The organism is Brenneria populi, from assembly GCF_036016195.1.
GTDB classification, from domain to species: domain Bacteria; phylum Pseudomonadota; class Gammaproteobacteria; order Enterobacterales; family Enterobacteriaceae; genus Brenneria; species Brenneria populi.
Genome location: NZ_JAYWTM010000011.1, coordinates 163,051 through 180,424 on the forward strand (window position 1 = coordinate 163,051; position 17,374 = coordinate 180,424).

Annotated in this window: 15 protein-coding genes; 5 read left to right on the top strand and 10 right to left on the bottom strand. The window is 59.4% G+C overall.

What is annotated here, in order from left to right:
- Nucleotides 1-25 precede the first annotated feature (25 nt).
- The 8 genes from dedD to ggt form a co-directional block, all read right to left on the bottom strand.
- Nucleotides 26-745, bottom strand: a complete 720-nt coding sequence (gene dedD, locus VSX58_RS13505) for a cell division protein DedD (RefSeq protein WP_327618545.1) — start codon at nucleotides 743-745, stop codon at nucleotides 26-28.
- Nucleotides 735-2,003 (bottom strand): bifunctional tetrahydrofolate synthase/dihydrofolate synthase, encoded by a 1,269-nt coding sequence (gene folC / locus VSX58_RS13510; protein WP_327618546.1) that lies wholly within the window; start codon nucleotides 2,001-2,003, stop codon nucleotides 735-737. The genes dedD and folC overlap by 11 nt, the downstream gene beginning before the upstream one ends.
- Before the next feature lie 83 nt (nucleotides 2,004-2,086).
- Complete coding sequence (gene accD, locus VSX58_RS13515; RefSeq protein WP_327612959.1) at nucleotides 2,087-3,001, bottom strand: acetyl-CoA carboxylase, carboxyltransferase subunit beta; 915 nt, start codon at nucleotides 2,999-3,001, stop codon at nucleotides 2,087-2,089.
- 228 nt (nucleotides 3,002-3,229) lie between these two features.
- On the bottom strand, nucleotides 3,230-3,892 hold the full coding sequence (locus VSX58_RS13520) for a DedA family protein (RefSeq protein ID WP_327612960.1): 663 nt from the start codon (nucleotides 3,890-3,892) through the stop codon (nucleotides 3,230-3,232).
- A 304-nt stretch (nucleotides 3,893-4,196) separates the two neighbouring features.
- Nucleotides 4,197-5,018, bottom strand: a complete 822-nt coding sequence (truA, locus tag VSX58_RS13525) for a tRNA pseudouridine(38-40) synthase TruA (RefSeq protein ID WP_327618547.1) — start codon at nucleotides 5,016-5,018, stop codon at nucleotides 4,197-4,199.
- Nucleotides 5,018-6,028, bottom strand: coding sequence for an aspartate-semialdehyde dehydrogenase (locus tag VSX58_RS13530; RefSeq protein ID WP_327618548.1), 1,011 nt, complete (start codon nucleotides 6,026-6,028; stop codon nucleotides 5,018-5,020). Before VSX58_RS13530 ends, truA begins: the two co-directional genes overlap by 1 nt.
- Before the next feature lie 88 nt (nucleotides 6,029-6,116).
- A complete protein-coding gene (pdxB, locus tag VSX58_RS13535) occupies nucleotides 6,117-7,253 on the bottom strand; it encodes a 4-phosphoerythronate dehydrogenase PdxB (protein WP_327618549.1) in 1,137 nt (378 codons plus the stop codon).
- A 214-nt stretch (nucleotides 7,254-7,467) separates the two neighbouring features.
- Complete coding sequence (ggt, locus tag VSX58_RS13540) at nucleotides 7,468-9,216, bottom strand: gamma-glutamyltransferase (protein WP_327618550.1); 1,749 nt, start codon at nucleotides 9,214-9,216, stop codon at nucleotides 7,468-7,470.
- A 273-nt stretch (nucleotides 9,217-9,489) separates the two neighbouring features.
- On the opposite strand from ggt, the gene flk reads away from it, so the two are divergent.
- Nucleotides 9,490-10,791 (top strand): flagella biosynthesis regulator Flk, encoded by a 1,302-nt coding sequence (gene flk / locus VSX58_RS13545; RefSeq protein WP_327618551.1) that lies wholly within the window; start codon nucleotides 9,490-9,492, stop codon nucleotides 10,789-10,791.
- 127 nt (nucleotides 10,792-10,918) lie between these two features.
- Here flk and fabB read toward each other — a convergent pair whose 3' ends face one another.
- Nucleotides 10,919-12,133 carry a beta-ketoacyl-ACP synthase I gene (gene fabB / locus VSX58_RS13550; protein WP_327612966.1) on the bottom strand — a complete coding sequence of 405 codons (1,215 nt, stop codon included), beginning with the start codon at nucleotides 12,131-12,133 and terminating at the stop codon, nucleotides 10,919-10,921.
- A gap of 159 nt (nucleotides 12,134-12,292) precedes the next feature.
- Here fabB and mnmC point away from each other — a divergent pair, with 159 nt between their 5' ends.
- The 4 genes from mnmC (at nucleotide 12,293) to VSX58_RS13570 (ending at nucleotide 16,976) form a co-directional block, all read left to right on the top strand.
- On the top strand, nucleotides 12,293-14,311 hold the full coding sequence (gene mnmC, locus VSX58_RS13555; RefSeq protein ID WP_327618552.1) for a bifunctional tRNA (5-methylaminomethyl-2-thiouridine)(34)-methyltransferase MnmD/FAD-dependent 5-carboxymethylaminomethyl-2-thiouridine(34) oxidoreductase MnmC: 2,019 nt from the start codon (nucleotides 12,293-12,295) through the stop codon (nucleotides 14,309-14,311).
- A 175-nt stretch (nucleotides 14,312-14,486) separates the two neighbouring features.
- Nucleotides 14,487-15,392: an AraC family transcriptional regulator gene (locus VSX58_RS13560; RefSeq protein WP_327618553.1), complete on the top strand. Its 906-nt coding sequence runs from the start codon at nucleotides 14,487-14,489 to the stop codon at nucleotides 15,390-15,392.
- A 538-nt stretch (nucleotides 15,393-15,930) separates the two neighbouring features.
- Nucleotides 15,931-16,668: an AzlC family ABC transporter permease gene (locus tag VSX58_RS13565; RefSeq protein WP_407654872.1), complete on the top strand. Its 738-nt coding sequence runs from the start codon at nucleotides 15,931-15,933 to the stop codon at nucleotides 16,666-16,668.
- Complete coding sequence (locus VSX58_RS13570) at nucleotides 16,665-16,976, top strand: AzlD domain-containing protein (RefSeq protein WP_327618554.1); 312 nt, start codon at nucleotides 16,665-16,667, stop codon at nucleotides 16,974-16,976. Before VSX58_RS13565 ends, VSX58_RS13570 begins: the two co-directional genes overlap by 4 nt.
- Nucleotides 16,977-17,065: 89 nt before the next feature.
- Here the strand turns inward: VSX58_RS13570 and VSX58_RS13575 are convergent, their stop codons facing one another.
- Nucleotides 17,066-17,344, bottom strand: coding sequence for a YfcL family protein (locus VSX58_RS13575; protein ID WP_327618555.1), 279 nt, complete (start codon nucleotides 17,342-17,344; stop codon nucleotides 17,066-17,068).
- Between the last annotated feature and the right edge of the window lie 30 nt (nucleotides 17,345-17,374).

Below are 17,374 nucleotides of genomic sequence, written 5' to 3' on the forward strand. Positions count from 1 at the left end.
AAACGCCGTTCGGCGCGTCAATCCCTTAGCGCACGCTATACGATTTTACCTGACCGCTCAGCCCGCTGATCTGATGAAGTTCCGCCAGCGAAGACTGTAATTTCTGCCTTGACGCATCCGGGCCGACATAAATTCGGGTAATCTGCCCCGGAACCGGGGTCGCCGGCTGGGTATACGCCCGGTAGCCGGAGAGCCGAAGCTTGGCGACGATCTCGTTAACCTTGTCCGCGTTTTTCAGCGCGCCGAGCTGTACGACGTAAGCCTGTCCGGCCGGCGCCTGTTCCGCGGGTTTGGCTTCCGGCTTAACTTCCGGTTTCGTCTCGGGTTTGGCTTCCGGTTTCGGCTCAGGCTTCGGTTCCGGCTTGGGCTTCACCTCGGGTTTAGGCTGCGGTTTTACCTCAGCGGGTTTCTTCACCGGCCGTTCGGCGGCGGCGGGCGGCGCACTGGTCGCGGGAGGCGCGCTCTCCGCTTTAACGTCGGCGGCGCTATTTTCCGTATCGCTCTCAGCCTCATTGCCCTTGATCGCCGCCTCGGCGCCTTCCGGCGGCTGACTGGGCAGCGATTGCGTCAGAGCGGGCAGCGAATCCATTTCGTTGCTCTCATCGGATGAGGGAACCAGCGGGATCGCCGCGAACTTGTCTTCATAGTGCTTCTTCTTGCCGTCCAACAACCCCGGCAATACGATGACGCCCAGCGCGACCAGAATGATGGTGCCCACCAGCCGATTCTGAAATTTACTCGCCATACGAACTCTCCTCATCCAGCGCTTCCATAACGTGCGCTACCGTATGAAAAGATCCACAGACAATAACGATATCCTCTTTTGCCGACGCCGCCATCGCCTGCCGCCAGGCGGCGGCCACGTCGGAACATTGCCGGCAATCGTCCAGATGTTCTGCCAATTGCCGCGCCGTCGCCCCGCGCGGGCCTTCCAGCGGAGCGCAGTACCACTCGTCGACCTGCGGTTTTAAATGCTCCAGCGTGCCGCCGATATCTTTATCCGCCAGCATGCCCACCACCGCGCGGACTTTTCCGCTCTTCGGCAGCGCGGCAAGCCGCCGCGCCAAATAAGCGGCGGCGTGGGGATTATGGGCGACATCCAGTATCAGCAGCGGATGCTCGCCGACGATCTGGAAACGTCCCGGCAACGCCGCCGCGCGCAACCCCTGACGAATCGCCTCTTCATTTACGTTCAAAGGCGAGGAATGCAACGCGGCTAATGCCGTCGCCGCATTGGCTAACGGCACGTTCGGCAGCGGCAGCCCCGATAATTCGCGCTGTTTATTCTGCCAGCTCCAGGCGTCGCGCTGAATGGAAAAGTCCCAGTCGCGGCCGCGTCGTAGTAACAGCGCGCCCTTTTCTTCGGCGACCTGCGCGATCGACGCCGGCATATCGGGTTCGCCGACCACCGCCGGCCGCCCCTGACGGAACACCCCGGCTTTCTCTCTGCCGATAGACTCCCTGTCGCCGCCCAACCAATCGGTATGGTCCAGCGCGATGCTGGTCACCGCGGCGACATCCGCATCGACGATATTGGTCGCGTCAAGGCGTCCGCCCAAACCGACCTCCAGAATCGCCACGTCCAGTTCGGCCTGCTTAAACATCTGCAATGCGGCCAGGGTGCCGAACTCGAAGTAGGTCAGCGAAACCGCCCCTCTTCCGGCTTCGATATGCGCAAACGCCTGGCAATGCGTCGATTCAGGCAGCTCTTTCCCCTGAATCCTTACCCGCTCGGTATAGCGCAGCAAGTGCGGGGAGCTGTACACGCCGACCCGCAGCCCGGCGGCCAGCAGTATCGACTCCAGCGTACGGCAGGTCGTGCCCTTGCCGTTGGTTCCCGCGACGGTAAAAACCACCCCGGCGGGCTGTAATAATTGGAGATTCTCGGCGACCTGCTTGACGCGCGCCAGTCCCAAATCGATGGGCTGACCGTGCAGGTGCTCAAGATAATGAAGCCACGTGGCCAAAGGCGACGTGGCTTGGGGTATTTGAAGATTATCCATGAGTCCCGTTCACTGGCTTACGGTTCATTTATACAGGAAGCATAACGTCCGCTCGGATCGCCGCTTCCTGTTCATTCTTTCGACTATGCGTCGTCCTGCGATTCGGCGGCGGCATCCTGATGGTGTTCCGCCACTTCGTCGCTCGGCTCCGGATAGTTGGTCAACTTGGCGAGGATAGACGCCAGTTTATAACGCATTTCCGGGCGGCGGACGATCATATCGATAGCGCCCTTTTCAATCAGAAATTCGCTGCGCTGGAAGCCCGGCGGCAATTTTTCGCGCACCGTCTGTTCGATAACCCGCGGCCCGGCAAAGCCGATCAGCGCTTTGGGTTCGGCGATATTCAGATCGCCCAGCATCGCCAGGCTGGCGGACACGCCGCCCATGGTCGGGTCGGTAAGCACCGAGATATACGGCAGGCCGCGATCGCGCATTTTCGCCAACGCCGCGCTGGTTTTCGCCATCTGCATCAACGACATCAGCGCTTCCTGCATCCGCGCTCCGCCGCTGGCGGAGAAACAGACCAGCGGGCAACCGTCTTCCAGCGCCTGCTCAACGGCGCGCACGAAACGCGCGCCGACCACCGAAGCCATCGAACCGCCCATAAAGGCGAACTCAAACGACGCCGCAACGATCGGCATACCGTATAGGGTGCCCTTCATCACCACCAGCGCATCTTTCTCATTGGATTGCTTTTGCGCGGCAACCAAGCGATCTTTATATTTTTTCGAATCCCGGAATTTCAGGATATCTTTCGGTTCCAGCTCGCTGCCTAACTCCACCGTCCCTTCTTTATCCAGGAAAGATTGTAGACGGGCGCGCGCGGAGAGGCGCATGTGGTGATCGCACTTAGGGCAAACTTCCAGATTACGCTCCAGCTCCGCGCGATAAAGAACCTGCCCGCAACTATCACATTTCGTCCAAACGCCTTCAGGAATATTCGCTTTACGGGTCGGCGTGATATTGCTTTTGTTAAGAATTCGTTCAATCCAGCTCATTGATAACCTTTCTGCTTGAACCTGGCACACGCCAGTCCACTGTTCATGCGCTACTTTTCCCTGACGACGCGCCGATGAAAAGACGGCTGAGGCGCGCGTTGATTGCGGCATCGATATCGGCGCCAGGGATTGCTCCAGGAACAGACCATAAATGCTGCCCATTAAACCATAACGTTCCGGCGCTGTGGATAAAAAACTGGTAAAACCGGATGTTAAAGTTTATTTCATTTACTTTACATTCTTGCGCGCCGCCGCTCTTCTGTGGCGGATGATTTCAATCACGCCGGGCAGAATAGAGACGAAAATAATCGCGACAATCAGTAACTTCAGGTTTTGCTGCACCACCGGCAAATCGCCGAACAGGTAGCCCGCATAGGAAAACAGCAGTACCCACAGCAGGGCGCCGGCGACGTTATAAGCGGCGAAATGCCGGTAGCTCATGTGCCCCATACCTGCGACAAACGGCGCGAATGTTCTCACAATAGGAACGAAGCGTGCCAGAATTATTGTCTTACCGCCGTGACGCGCATAAAACTGATGCGTTTTATCCAGGTAGCTGCGGCGGAAAATTTTTGACTGCGGATTGCTGAACAGCTTTTCGCCGAACAGCCGGCCGATGGTGTAATTCACCGCATCGCCCAGGATCGCCGCGACGGTCATCAGGAAGACCATCATATGAACGTCCAGCTCGTTCGACGGCAAAGCGGCCAGGGCGCCCGCGACAAACAGCAAAGAGTCGCCCGGTAAAAAAGGCGTCACCACCAGCCCGGTTTCACAGAACAAAATCAGAAACAGTATGGCGTAAATCCAGACGCCGTATTGCGCAACCAGTTCAGCCAGGTGAACGTCGATATGCAGGATAAAATCGATAATAAACCGTATGAATTCCATTAAAACATCTCTTTCTTGGCTAATATCGTTCACTTAAGCCGGTTTTTAGGGGAAACACCGGGGGAGCTTCCCATAGGGATGCCTCACCCCGGTGGTCGCCCCGCGTATCTCGGCGCTTAAACGATCGGCATTGCTTTCTTGGCGCCGTTTGCCTCCGAGCGGCCGTTTAGGCGCTTGGAAAAGCGTCACTCACAAACCGATTATGCAATAACGTATATTTTATACCCGCCATACTTCAAGTGGCATGCGCGTTGGCTTTTCTGCGATTCGAATTATTTAGGGTATATAAATCAATTTGTTAAAACTAATCATTTAAAAACAGCGGCCCCATCGCCGGTCGCGGCAGCGCAAAACGCGCGGGATAATCCACCGCGACCAGATACAACCCTTCGGCTCTGGCCGTCGCCGCCGCCAACGTACGATCTTTGGCCGCCAGCAGCTGCGCAATCCAGGTTTCCGGCTGATTGCCGCATCCCACTTCCATCAGGCTGCCGACGATATTGCGCACCATATGGTGAACGAACGCATTGGCTTTGATATCTACCACGATATAAGCGCCATGACGCGTAACCTTTAAATGATTTACATTACGCCAGGGGCTGCGGGACTGACACTGAACGGCGCGAAACGAGGTGAAATCATTCTCGCCCAGCAGGCATTGACCGGCGCGCTCCATCCGCTCCGCGTCCAGCGGGTGATAATAGTGCGTGACCCCATGGGCCAACACCGCGGGGCGGTAGCGATGATTATAGATGACATAGCGATAACGGCGCGCCGTGGCGCTGAAGCGTGCGTGGAAATCGTCGTCAACCGTTTTTACCCAGCGCACCGCGATATCCGCCGGCAAGTTGGCGTTAACGCCCATCGTCCAGGCGGCGTCTTTGCGCCGCGCCTGAGTGGTGAAATGCACCACCTGTCCGGTCGCATGCACGCCGGCGTCGGTACGGCCGGCGCAAAAGACGCCGATCGGCTCATTGGCGACGCTGCTTAACGCCTTTTCAAGACAGGCCTGAACGCTGCCGACCTCGGCCTGCCGCTGCCAGCCATAATAGCGGCTGCCGTCATACTCAATTCCCAGCGCGATTTTCAGCGCGGCGCTTTCCGCCGCCCGAGTCGATTCAGACATTACCCCAAATACTCCCGCACCAGACACTCCGCCGTTTCCACCGCCATCAGCGCGCCGCCGAAACGAACATTGTCCGCGACAGACCAGAACTGCAACAGCTCGGGAATACCGTAGTCATTACGCAGGCAGCCGACGCTTAGCCGCACATTGCCGGAGGCGTCCTCAACCTGCGTGGGATAGTCCTGCTCGTCGCTGACCTGCACGTCGTCGGCGCGCAGCAGTTCATCGCGCGCCTCCTCCGCGGAGAGCGGACGCAAAGACTCAAGGTGAACCACCTGGGCATGGCCGTAGAAAACCGGCGACTGAATACAGGAAACGGAAAGCGGCAAACCTTCGTCCTGCAGCACTTTGCGCGTCTGCTCCACCAGACGACGCTCCTCGCGCACGCTGCCCTCGTTATCCGGCAACAGCGGCAGCAGATTGAACGCCAGCTGTTTGGGAAACACGCCCGCTTCGGGCGGAATGCCGTTCAGCAGGCGCGCGCTTTGTCCGGCCAGATCATCCACCGCCGCCTTGCCGCGGGCGGAAACCGACAGCATCGTCGTCACATGCAAACGGGACAGGCCGGCCGCATCCGTCAAGGGTTTTATCGCCCTCAGCAGTTGGCTGGTCAGGCTATCCGCCACCGCCACGATATTGCGGTTCCGGTAATCCGCCAGCGTATGGGCGTTAACCCCCGGCACCACCAGCGGAACATCCGGCTCCAGCGCAAACAGACCGCTGCTGTCGATAACCAAACACCCGGCGTCGCCCGCCTCTTCGGCATAACGCGCGCTGGCGTCCTGACCGGCGACGAAAAACGCCAGCTGCGCCTGAGACCAGTCAAAATCGGCGGCATCCTGCACCGGACAAGACCTGCCGTTAAAACGGATAGTTTCACCCACGCTGCGTTCGCTGGCCAGCGGATACAACTCTCCCACCGGGAATTCGCGCTCCTGCAATAGCTCCAGCAATGCCGAACCCACCGCCCCCGTTGCGCCCAGCAGAGCAATATTCCAGCCGTCGGACATGTGATTTTCTCTCCAAACTGATGAATGAAACATCCAGGGGCGATAAGCCTATCGCCCGTAAAACCGATATCATAAAAATAGATGCGGATTAACGCCCAGGCGCCACGGAGGCATTGAACCCCAGCTTATTCAGACAATCCGCGCTGTCGCTGTCGGCGCAGATAACGTGAAGTGACGACCATTCGCGGCGTTCCTGATAATTTTTACGCAGGCGATCAAACCCGCCCTCCTGATGCGCCGCATGGCGCAGCAGGGCGTCGTCCCGGCGGACATCATACACCAAATGCGTCAGACGCTTGAACAACGCTTCATTTAACGGCGAGGTCAGCGCCACTTCGGCGACCTCCGGTTTGGGCAGCAGGGACGATAACGCCACCTGTTGAGGATTGCCGATAAACCGGCTCCAGGCTTCAAACACCTGCGTGGTGCCGCGGGCTTTTCCTTCCAGCGTATAGCCGGCGATATGCGCCGTGCCGATATCGACCAGCGCCAGCAGATCCGCCGATAGCGCCGGCTCCGGCTCCCAGACATCAAGGACGACGCTGAATTTTTTTCCCCGGTTTAATACCGCCAGCAAGGCGGCGTTATCCACCACCGGCCCGCGGCAGGCGTTTATCAGGATCCGGCCCGCGGCGAACCGGCTCAGCACGGACGCATCGACCAGATGGTGAGTCTTGTAGGGGCCGTCAAGGTATAGCGGCGTATGCAGCGTCAGGATATCGGCGTCTCTGACCAGTTCGTCGAACGGCCGGAAGTCCTCATCGTCCCCCCGTTCCGCCCGCGGCGGATCGCACAGCAATGTTTTGACGCCCCAGGCTTTAAGACGCGCGTTCAGCCGCCCGCCCACATTGCCGACGCCGACGATGCCGACGGTTTTATCGCGCAGCTGGAATCCGTCGCGTTCGGCAAGCATCAGCAGGGAAGAAAAAACATATTCGACGACGGCGATGGCGTTACAGCCCGGCGCCGCCGCAAAGCGGATACCGTTGGCGTCGAGCCAGTTCTGGTCAACATGGTCGGTGCCGGCCGTGGCGCTGCCGACAAACTTCACGTCGCTGCCGGCCAGCAGCGCGGCGTTCACCTTGGTCACCGAACGCACCATCAGCGCGGCGGCGCCGTGCAGCGCCTCACGCGGCAGCGGCCGTCCGGGCACCGCCTGAACTTCGCCCAGCCGGCTAAATAGCTCGCGCGCGTACGGCATGTTTTCATCAACCAGAATTTTCATCGTTTTCCCCGATAGCCAGTGGCCCTGAACAAATTAGGGGGCATATTTTGCCACTGAATGACGAGGAAGCCCAACGCTTTGGCTGCGGCGAACGCCTTCGACGCGTCGATGAGGCAGGCGCCTAATGCCGGCGCAGCGCTCCGCCCTTCGACCATATGCGGCGCTGCGCCCGGATCAGGCTTATGAAGCCGATAATTTTTGCGTTCGCGTTACATCAGTAACCGGCCGCCAGCCCGTCGCCGCGCGGATCGGTGGCGCCCAGCATCAGACGGTTTTTCGGCGTAATTAATATCGCGCCGGCGTGCCCCATGGTGTCGGTATAGGGTGCGACGATCTTCACCGGATGACCGCGCCGTTTTAACTCGTCAGCCGCCGCCATGCCGACCCGGCTCTCTATTTTCAGGTCGTTGGATGAGGCGCCCCAGGTGCGGCCGTGCAGCCAGCGCGGCGCATTCAGCGCATCCTGCGGCGTCATGCCGAAATCCACGATGCGGGTCACGATGGCGGCCTGCGTCTGCGGCTGTCCTTCCCCTCCCATCGTGCCATAGACCAGATACGGCCGTCCGTCCTTCATCAACATCGCCGGATTCAGGGTATGAAAGGTGCGCTTATTCGGCTCCAGATGATTCACGTTGGCCGGGTCGAGCGAGAAGAAGCTCCCGCGGTTTTGCAGCAAAATGCCGGTGTCTTTGGCGACGATACCGGATCCGAAATCGTGATAAATACTCTGAATCAGCGACACCGCGTTGCCTTCGGCATCCACGACGCCGAACCAGACGGTATCGCCTTTGGGATCCAGCGGCGTCAAATCGGCGCGCGCCTTTTTCATATCGATACGCGCGGCCTGCTCCTGCCCGTGCCGCGGCGACAGCAGTTTATCCAGCGGAATATCGTTGAAGTCGGGATCGGTCAGATAACGATCGCGATCGACGAACGCTTCCTTCGTCGCTTCAATCAGCAGGTGGTAATAATCCGGGCTGCCCTCGCCCAGCGCTTTCACATCGAAGTTATTCAGCACGTTAAGAATTTCCAGCGACGCCATCCCCTGCGTATTCGGCGGCAGGTTATAGGCCGTGTAGCCGCGGTAATTTACGTGAATCGGCGTTACCCAGGTTGCTTTGTGTTTGGCGAAATCATTCCGCGTCAGCACGCCGCCGTGAGCCTGAAGATCGGCGACGATCTTATCCGCCAGCTCCCCCTGATAGAACGCGCGCGCCCCTTGCGCCCCCAGGGTACGCAGTGATGCCGCCAGATCCGGCTGTTTGAGCGTTTCCCCCACCTCATATGCCTTGCCGCCGTCTTTCAGGAACACTTTCTTGAATTCGGGAAAACGTTGCAGGGCGCGAAATGTTTTGTCCGCGGCGTCGATGTTTACCGTAGACCAGTAGTTCAGGCTGGCGCTAACGGCAAACCCGTTTTCCGCATAGTCGACGGCATAAGAGAGCAGAGACGACCACGGCAGCGAGCGTCCCATGCTGGCCGCGGCGTAACGATACGCCTCATCCCAGCCCGATACCGCGCCGGGGACGGTATTGGCGGCCAGATAGCCGCGCGCCGGGATCTTATCCAGCCCTTTCTGTTTATAAAAATCGATCGTCGCCCGCTCCCCTGCGCGCCCGCTGGCGTTGAGGCCGCGCAGCTCACCGGTTTTCGCGTTGTAGATCAGCCAGAAGTTGTCGCCGCCGATGGTGTTCATCTGCGGATAGACCACGGCCAGCGTGGATGCCACGGCGATTGCCGCATCCACCGCGTTGCCGCCTTTGCGCAGGACGTCGACCCCGGACTGCGTCGCCAGATAGTTCGGCGAAGTCACCATTCCCTGCGTGGTCATGGGATTGAGGCAGCGCGACGGCGTGTCGCAATACTTCCCGGTCTTCGGCGGGATATCAAGCGCATGCGCATAGCCGCCAAACAGCAGCGAACCCGCCAGCAGCGGCATAAAATAACGTCGATTAAAAGGCATCGTTTCTCCTCGGATAATGTATCGGCACCGGTTCATCGTTCGATAAACGGAGGGTAGGTTTGTCAACAATCTGATTTTTGTTGCTATTTTTTACATTAAGCACATTTCATGCCAGCCATAGGCCGGCGGGGGAAACGGGAGATTCAGGCAGCGCAGCGTTACGCGTCGGGGTGATATAACCGACTTATCTCTCAGATGATTTTATGCCGATAGCCGTAAGGGATGAGCGTAGAAAGCCGAGGAACGCACCGTATTGGTGCGGCACGGCGGCCGATGCATGGCAGTTTTGTGCGTGACTATCGGATGACGGCCGCGCTTGCTATTATCGTCCCGAAGATGACGTCGCCGGCACCGGGCCAGGCGCTGATAAGAGCGGTGAGGAAAATCGATATGCAACCGGTAAACGGTCCAGGCGCCCCGCTGCCGGGCGAACGCGCCGTCGGCACGACGACGTCGGCGGCGCCCGTCGCGACGGCCGGCGACGGAGGCGATCCGCCGCTGACGCCGGCGCAGCGCGCGACGCTTGAAAACCTGATCGTTAAAATCGCGGCGCTCAGCACGTTAAAAGCCGCCGATATCTGGAACGGCGTGAAACAGCGGCTGGGGCTGACGGAGAACGCCGAGCTGAGCTCGCGCCACTATCAGCCCGCGGAGCAACTGCTGCAAACACAATTAACCGCGGCACAAAAACCTGACGATAGCGGCCGTCAGCAGTTGATGCAGCGCTTAACGGCGATGCTGCCCGAGGGCGATAACCGTCAGGCGGTGAGCGACTTTATCCGCCGCCAGTTCGGCCATACCGTTCTGAGCTCGCTCGATAATACCCAGCTGCAACAGGTGGTGGCGTTATTGCAACACGGGCGAGCCCCGCAGTCGACGGCCAACGCCGCGGCCGCCCAGCCGCAGCCGGCGGCCAGCGCGCCCGAACGCCCGCTTCTGCCCGCCGAGCGCGATGGCCTGAATCAGCTGATCGTCCGGCTGGCCGCTCAGAGCGGCGAGCCCGCCGCCAAAATCTGGGCGTCGCTGATGACGATGCAGAATTTAACCGCGGGCGACGCCGTGCCGGTGAAAAATCTGCCGCTGCTGACCCAGTTTCTGCAGGCGCAGATCGCGCTGCGGCAGGCGCAAACCTTATCGCCGCCGCCGCAAACGGCGACCACGCCGGCATCCGCCGCGAACGCCGGCGCGCCGAACCCACCTGCCGCAAACGGCGCCGATACGGCCGCCGGCGCATCGGGACGCGCCGCGGCCGCAAGCCTGGCGCTATTGCAGTCGGTCTTGCCGCATCCCATCAGCGCGCCGGAGCGGCAAATGCTGCTGGAGCATATGCAGACCGCCCTTAACGCCGGCGCGCCGGCGCCGCTGACGCCGGCACAGCTTGGCGAGGCGCTCGCCTTTCTGTTCAGTCAGCGCTTACAGCCATCGCAGCCGGCCGGATGGACGGCGCCGCAGCCGCTGTTGAACCCGCTGATCGCCGCGCTGCCGCCCAACTGGCAAGCGCTATGGCAAAAACCGATGCTGACGGTGATTATCGGCATCTGCGTCGCGCTCTTTCTATTGTGGGTGCTCTTTTAGCGCCGGCGGCGGGCAAACGCGATAGATAAACGTTAAAACGCAAAACGCCCCGTCAACATGGTGTTCACGGGGCGCGGAATCATTTCAGCCCGCTGCGCGCGGGCTATCGCCTGATGCTTACAGACGGTTACTTATCGAACTTGCGCATAACCAGCGTGGCGTTGGTGCCGCCGAAGCCGAAGCCGTTCGACATCACCGTCGTCAGCTTGCGCTGCGTCGGCTCGGTGATGATGTTCATCCCCACCGCCTGTTCGTCCAGCGTTTCAACGTTGATGCTCGGCGCGATAAAACCGTGCTCCAGCATCAGCAGCGTATAGATCGCTTCCTGAACGCCGGCCGCGCCCAGCGAGTGGCCGGTCATCGCTTTGGTGGCGGAAATCGCCGGAATATTCTCGCCGAACACTTCGCGAATCGCCCCCAGCTCCTTCACATCGCCGACCGGCGTAGAAGTACCGTGGGTGTTGATGTAGTCGATCGGCGCATCTACGCCCTGCAACGCCATCTTCATGCAGCGCGCCGCGCCTTCTCCCGACGGGGCGACCATATCCGCGCCGTCGGACGTCGCGCCGTAGCCGATGATTTCGCCATAGATGTGCGCGCCGCGCGCCAGCGCGTGTTCCAACTCTTCAACCACCACGATGCCGCCGCCGCCGGCGATAACAAAACCATCGCGATCCGCATCATAGGTACGGGAGGCTTTTTCCGGCGTATCGTTATATTTGGTCGAGAGCGCGCCCATGGCGTCGAACTCGCAGGCCATTTCCCAGCACAGCTCCTCGCCGCCGCCGGCGAATACCACATCCTGTTTACCCAGCTGAATCATTTCCACCGCGTTGCCGATACAGTGCGCGGAGGTCGCGCAGGCGGAGCTGATGGAGTAGTTAACGCCGCGGATTTTGAACGGCGTCGCCAGACAGGCGGAAACGCCGGAAGCCATGGATTTGGTGACCATATAAGGACCCACGCCGCGCAGACCTTTCGCCCGCATGCCGTCGGTGCCCGCGACCTGATTACGCGGAGAGCCGCCGCCGGAGCCCACGATCAGACCGGTGCGATCGTTGGAAACCTGATCGTCGCTCAGGCCGGAATCTTTAATCGCCTGCTCCATAGACAGATAAGCATAAATCGATGCATCACTCATAAAGCGCACAACTTTGCGATCGATGAGGCCTGTGGTGTCCAGTTTGACGTTACCCCAGACGTGACTACGCATGCCGGAATCTTTCAGCTCTTGAGAGAAAGTAATACCCGAGCGGCCTTCCCGCAAAGACGCCAGAACTTCCTGCTGGTTATTACCTATGCTTGATACGATCCCCAGACCTGTAATCACTGCACGTTTCATTCAATACCTCTTCCACTTATATAGTTTGGGATTTCGCATCGCACTTTAGCGTACAGTTGTAAGCTGAACAAGTCCGATCAGCCGAACTTTTACTAAATTTGCGCCTCGACATTCAGCTCGTTAAAATCGCGTCACCGCTTGAATAATGAGTCAGTTGCCGTGAATAACCCCCCTATCCAGCAAGCGACGTTGAGTTGGAACGAACAGGGTACACCTGTATCGCAACAGTTTGATGACGTCTATTTCTCGAATCAGGATGGGCTGGCGGAGACCCGCTATGTTTTTTTAACCGGCAACCGCTTCCCCGAGCGCTTTCTCTCGCACCCGCGCGACAATTGCGTGGTGGCGGAAACCGGCTTCGGCACCGGGCTGAATTTTCTGACGCTGTGGCAGGCCTTCGAAGATTTCCGCGCCCGTTCGCCGCAGGCGCCGCTGCGCCGCCTGCACTTCATCAGCTTCGAGAAGTTTCCGCTGCGCCGGCGCGATCTGGCGGCGGCCCACGCACAGTGGCCCGAACTGGAGAAATATGCGCAGGCGCTGCGTCAACAGTGGCCCCTGCCCTTATCCGGCTGCCACCGTTTGCTATTGGCTCAGGGCAGCGTAACGCTCGATCTCTGGTTCGGCGACGTCAATGCGCTGCTGCCGACGCTGGACGCCTCGATGAACCATAAGGTCGACGCCTGGTTTCTCGACGGTTTCGCCCCGGCGAAAAATCCGGATATGTGGACGGAAAATCTGTTCCGCGCCATGGCGCGCCTCGGCCGCCGGCAAAGCACCTTCGCCACCTTCACCGCCGCCGGATTCGTCCGCCGCGGGCTACAACAGGCCGGCTTTAGCGTCAGTAAAGTCAAAGGATTCGGACGCAAGCGCGAAATGCTGAGCGGCCATCTTCCCGAATTCGTTCCCGCGCCGCGCGCCGCGCCCTGGTATGCCCGTCCGCCCGCCGCCGCCCCTCAGGATATCGCCATTATCGGCGGCGGTATCGCCGGCGTGTTAACCGCGCTGGCGCTGCAAAGACGCGGGGCGTCGGTAACGCTGTACTGCGCCGATGCGCAGCCGGCGCAGGGCGCCTCGGGCAACCGTCAAGGCGCGCTCTATCCTTTATTGAATAGCAAGCACGACGCGCTGGCGCGCTTTTTCGCCGCCGCGTTCGCTTTTGCGCGCCGCCGCTATGACCAACTGGCGGCGCAGGGCGTCGATTTCGAACACCAGTGGTGCGGCGTGAGTCAACTGGCCTATGACGAAAAGAGCGCCCGCAAGATCGCCGGCATTTTGCAGGGAGAGTGGCCGCCGGAGCTGGTTTGCGCCGTCACGGAGCAACAGCTGGCGGCGGCGAGCGGCGTGATCTCAGGCGCCGGCGGCGTCACCTACCCCGCGGGCGGCTGGCTCTGCCCGGCGGAGCTCACCGCCTCCGCGCTGGAACTGGCCCGGCGGCAGGGAGCGATCGCGCGCATGAACGTCAAGGTGCGCGCGCTTACGCAAACCGACGCAGGCTGGCGCCTGACGCTGGATGGCGATCGTCAGGCGGAACATGCGACGCTGATTCTGGCGAACGGCCATCAGCTCTCCGAGTGGACGCAGACGCGGCACCTGCCGTGCTATGCGGTGCGCGGCCAGGTCAGCCATATCCCGACGACGCCGGCGTTGCAGCGGCTGAAACAGGTGCTGTGCTATGACGGCTATCTGACGCCGGTCAGCCCGCGGCGCGGGGAACACTGCATCGGCGCCAGCTACCGGCGCGGCGAGACCGCCACCGACTACCGGGAAGACGAACAGCGGGAAAACCATCAACGCCTGTTGGATTGTTTACCGCAGGCGCAATGGGCGCGGCAGATCGATATAAGCGCGCGTCAGGCGCGTCAGGGGGTGCGCTGCGCGCTGCGCGACCATATGCCTCTGGCGGGCGCGGTTGCCGATTACCCACGGACGATTGCCTATTATCATGATTTACTGAAACAACAAGACCACGCGGCGGATCTGCCGCCGGCGCCGGTCTACCCCAATCTGTTTGTTATCGGCGCGCTGGGGTCGCGCGGGCTGTGCTCGGCGCCTTTGGCGGCGGAGATACTGGCCGCGCAAATTTATGACGAGCCGTTGCCGTTGGATGGCGAAACGCTGGCCGCGCTGAACCCTAATCGTTTTTGGATCAGAAAACTGCTGAAAGGCAGGCCGGTCTAAAGGTAACAGGGCAATTTTGTGCCAAAACCGCCGAAGCATAAGAGTAATGCCGATCGTTTAAGCATCGAGATACACGAGCGACCACCGGGGTGAGGCGTCCCTACCGGAACCTCCCCTGCGTTTCCCCTAACAAGCGGCTTAAGTGAACGGTATTAGAATCATAAGAGGGCGTTCAATGACGGAAAAGAAAAAGCAGCGGGAACGCGCCCATTTTCGCCATTTGCAGGAGTTTGGCGGCCTGGAAATGCTGCATGCCCACTACAAACAGCAGCGTTTCTCCCGCCACTCGCATGAAAATTTTTGCATCGGCGTCATTGAAGAAGGCGCGCAGCGGTTTTACCGCACGGGCGGCGAACATGTCGCCCCCAAAGGCGATATTATTCTGGTTAATGCCGATGAGGTTCACACCGGGCATTCCGCGGCGGCGGGCGGATGGTCATACCGGGCCATTTACCCTAGCCCGGATTTGCTGCTCTCCCTGTCGCGCGATTTGCAGCGGCCGCAGGGGGCGATCCCCTGGTTTCCCGCCGCCGTGGTGCACGATCCCGGTCTGTCGGAACAGCTACGCCTGACGTTCACCCTGCTGGCGCAGAGCGGCAATACTCTGCTGAAAGAGACGCTGCTCTTTTCGTCGCTCGCCTGGCTGATGACGCGCCACGGAAAAAGCCGCGTTTCCGGGCGCGACTTGCCTGACGCCGCCAGCCATATCGCCGGCGCTAAAGCGTTAATCGACGCCTGCCCGGAACAGGATCTCTCGCTGATCGAACTGGCGGATATCGCGACGCTCAGCCCGTGGCATTTTTTACGTCAGTTCAAAAAAATGACGGGCATGACGCCGCACGCGTATTTAACGCAGGCGCGGCTGCGAAAAGCGAAATCGCTATTACTGGCGGGATACGGCATATTAACGGTTTCCTCGCTGTGCGGATTCTCCGATCAGAGCCATTTCAGCCGCCACTTTAAAAAAGCGCAGGGGATTACGCCGGGCGAATTTATACGATCGCTGCGTGACCATGCCGGCGTTAATAAAACCATAACGCCGCCAGAAGCGCATGTTATCGCTATTCCTGAAATAAGATAAAAACGCTAAACGCGTTTTGAGTTTGCTGACAAAGTCTGGGATGTCCGAGTTCTTTGCTGTTTTTCCGGCATAAGGAATTGCGCTGAGGTGATAGCGGCCGCCGGGTGAGCGGCAGGACGCCGCGAAAGCCAGTGTCGCGCCGGGAGCGCGTCAATGGCGGCCCGAATCGTGATCGCTAGCGCCGAAGGCATCGCGTAGCGACGCAATTTCAGCCGCAAGCCATGAGGTCAAGGAGCAGCGGCGTTTGAGCGCTCCTTGTCGGGCGGACGATGGTTCGGCAGAGAAATACCGAGATCAATCCGCCCGAAATTTTTTCCCTGCCCGACATAAAAAATTATATCATCCGCTTATTTATCAACAGCCTGAAACGCTAAACGCGTTTTTACGCAACGCCTGCGCCGCCCCCTGCGGGACGGGTAGCCGAGCCGACGCGCCTGCGGCTTGAAGTATCGCGGGCATAGAGCAATTTTATTCAATACATCCTCAGGCCATCACCGTAAGCTATATCCATAAGATATGTCTAAGGAACCCGTGAACCATGAATACACCCGATACTGGCCTGGCGGCGCCGGATAAGCATAATGCGCCATCCCCGTGGCGCGGTTTCGCCGCCGGAGCGGTGGCGATGCTTCCCCTGTGTTTATCGGTCATTCCCTGGGGAATTCTCGCCGGTTCGATGGCGATACAGTCGGGGCTGAGCCTATGGCAGGCCATCGGGATGTCCGCCATTATCTTCGCCGGCGCCGCGCAGCTTGTTACGCTCGGCCTATTACTATCCGGCGCCAGCATGTTGACCATTATTATTTCCATCTTTTTTCTCACCGCCCAGCATTTCATTTATGGCCTGACGCTGCGGGAGTTCGTTTCCCTGCTGCATGCCCGCTACCGTATTCCCATTGGCTTCCTGCTCACGGACGAACTGTTCGCCCTGAGCATGGCGCAAAAGAATAAAAAAACCATGACGCCGGGTTATTTAATCGGCGCGGGATTGGTCTTTTATCTTTGCTGGAATATATGCAGCCTGCTGGGCATTTTTATGGCGAACGCCATTCCCGATCTGGAGAAATATCACCTCGATTTTTCCATCATCGCTACCTTTATCACGCTTATCGTCCCGATGATTAAACAGATCGGCGTCTTTGTCGGGGTGATATTTTCGCTATCCGCCTCAATGCTGCTCTCTTATTACCGTATTGAAGGCGCCATCGTTATTTCCGGCCTGTGCGGAATGTTATTTTCCGTGATGATTGCCCGTATAACGGGGGAGAAGAAATGAGTTGGTTATTACTGTGCGCGCTGGCCGGGATCGTATTTTTTAATCGCTATATTTTCCTTGAGCCCCGAACGCCGGTAAGGCTGCCGGGATGGGTGCGCGAAGCGCTGAAATACTCGGCTCCTTGCCTGCTTAGCGCCATCTGCGGGCCGGTGATTTTATTGGCCCAGGGGGAATTGCGCCCTTTTCCCGACAACCCCTATTTCTGGGGGGCGATTTTCAGCGCCATTATCGCGTTTTTTATCCGCAGCATGGTTATTTGCGTTCTGATCAGCCTGCTGTTTTTTTATCTGCTGTGTCTGTTTCTTTAAAACCGCGCGGCGCGATTCCGGATTCCGGCGTAACGGCGAGCGCCTGCGCGCCATCCTCCGCGCAGGCGCTCACCGTATCTTAAGCGGCGTTACTGATTCTTCGCCTGCTGAAATAACCTTTCCCACATCCCGTTCACCAGAACCTGATCCGGCGGGGAGAGCTCGCCGTTCTTTATCGCGGCGCTAATGCTGTCGCTAACCCGCGCATAGAGCGCTTCCGGCGTATGCTCGCCGTTTTCCTCCGCTTCCGCCACCGAAACCGTCAAATGACCGCGCAGATAACCGCCGGCAAAAAGTTCGTCGTCGCTGGCATGTTCCACCATGTCGTCAATCAGCGCCAGAATGCGCGCCTCAAATTCTGCGATCATGTCTCATCCTCAATTCATCGATGTTCGGCG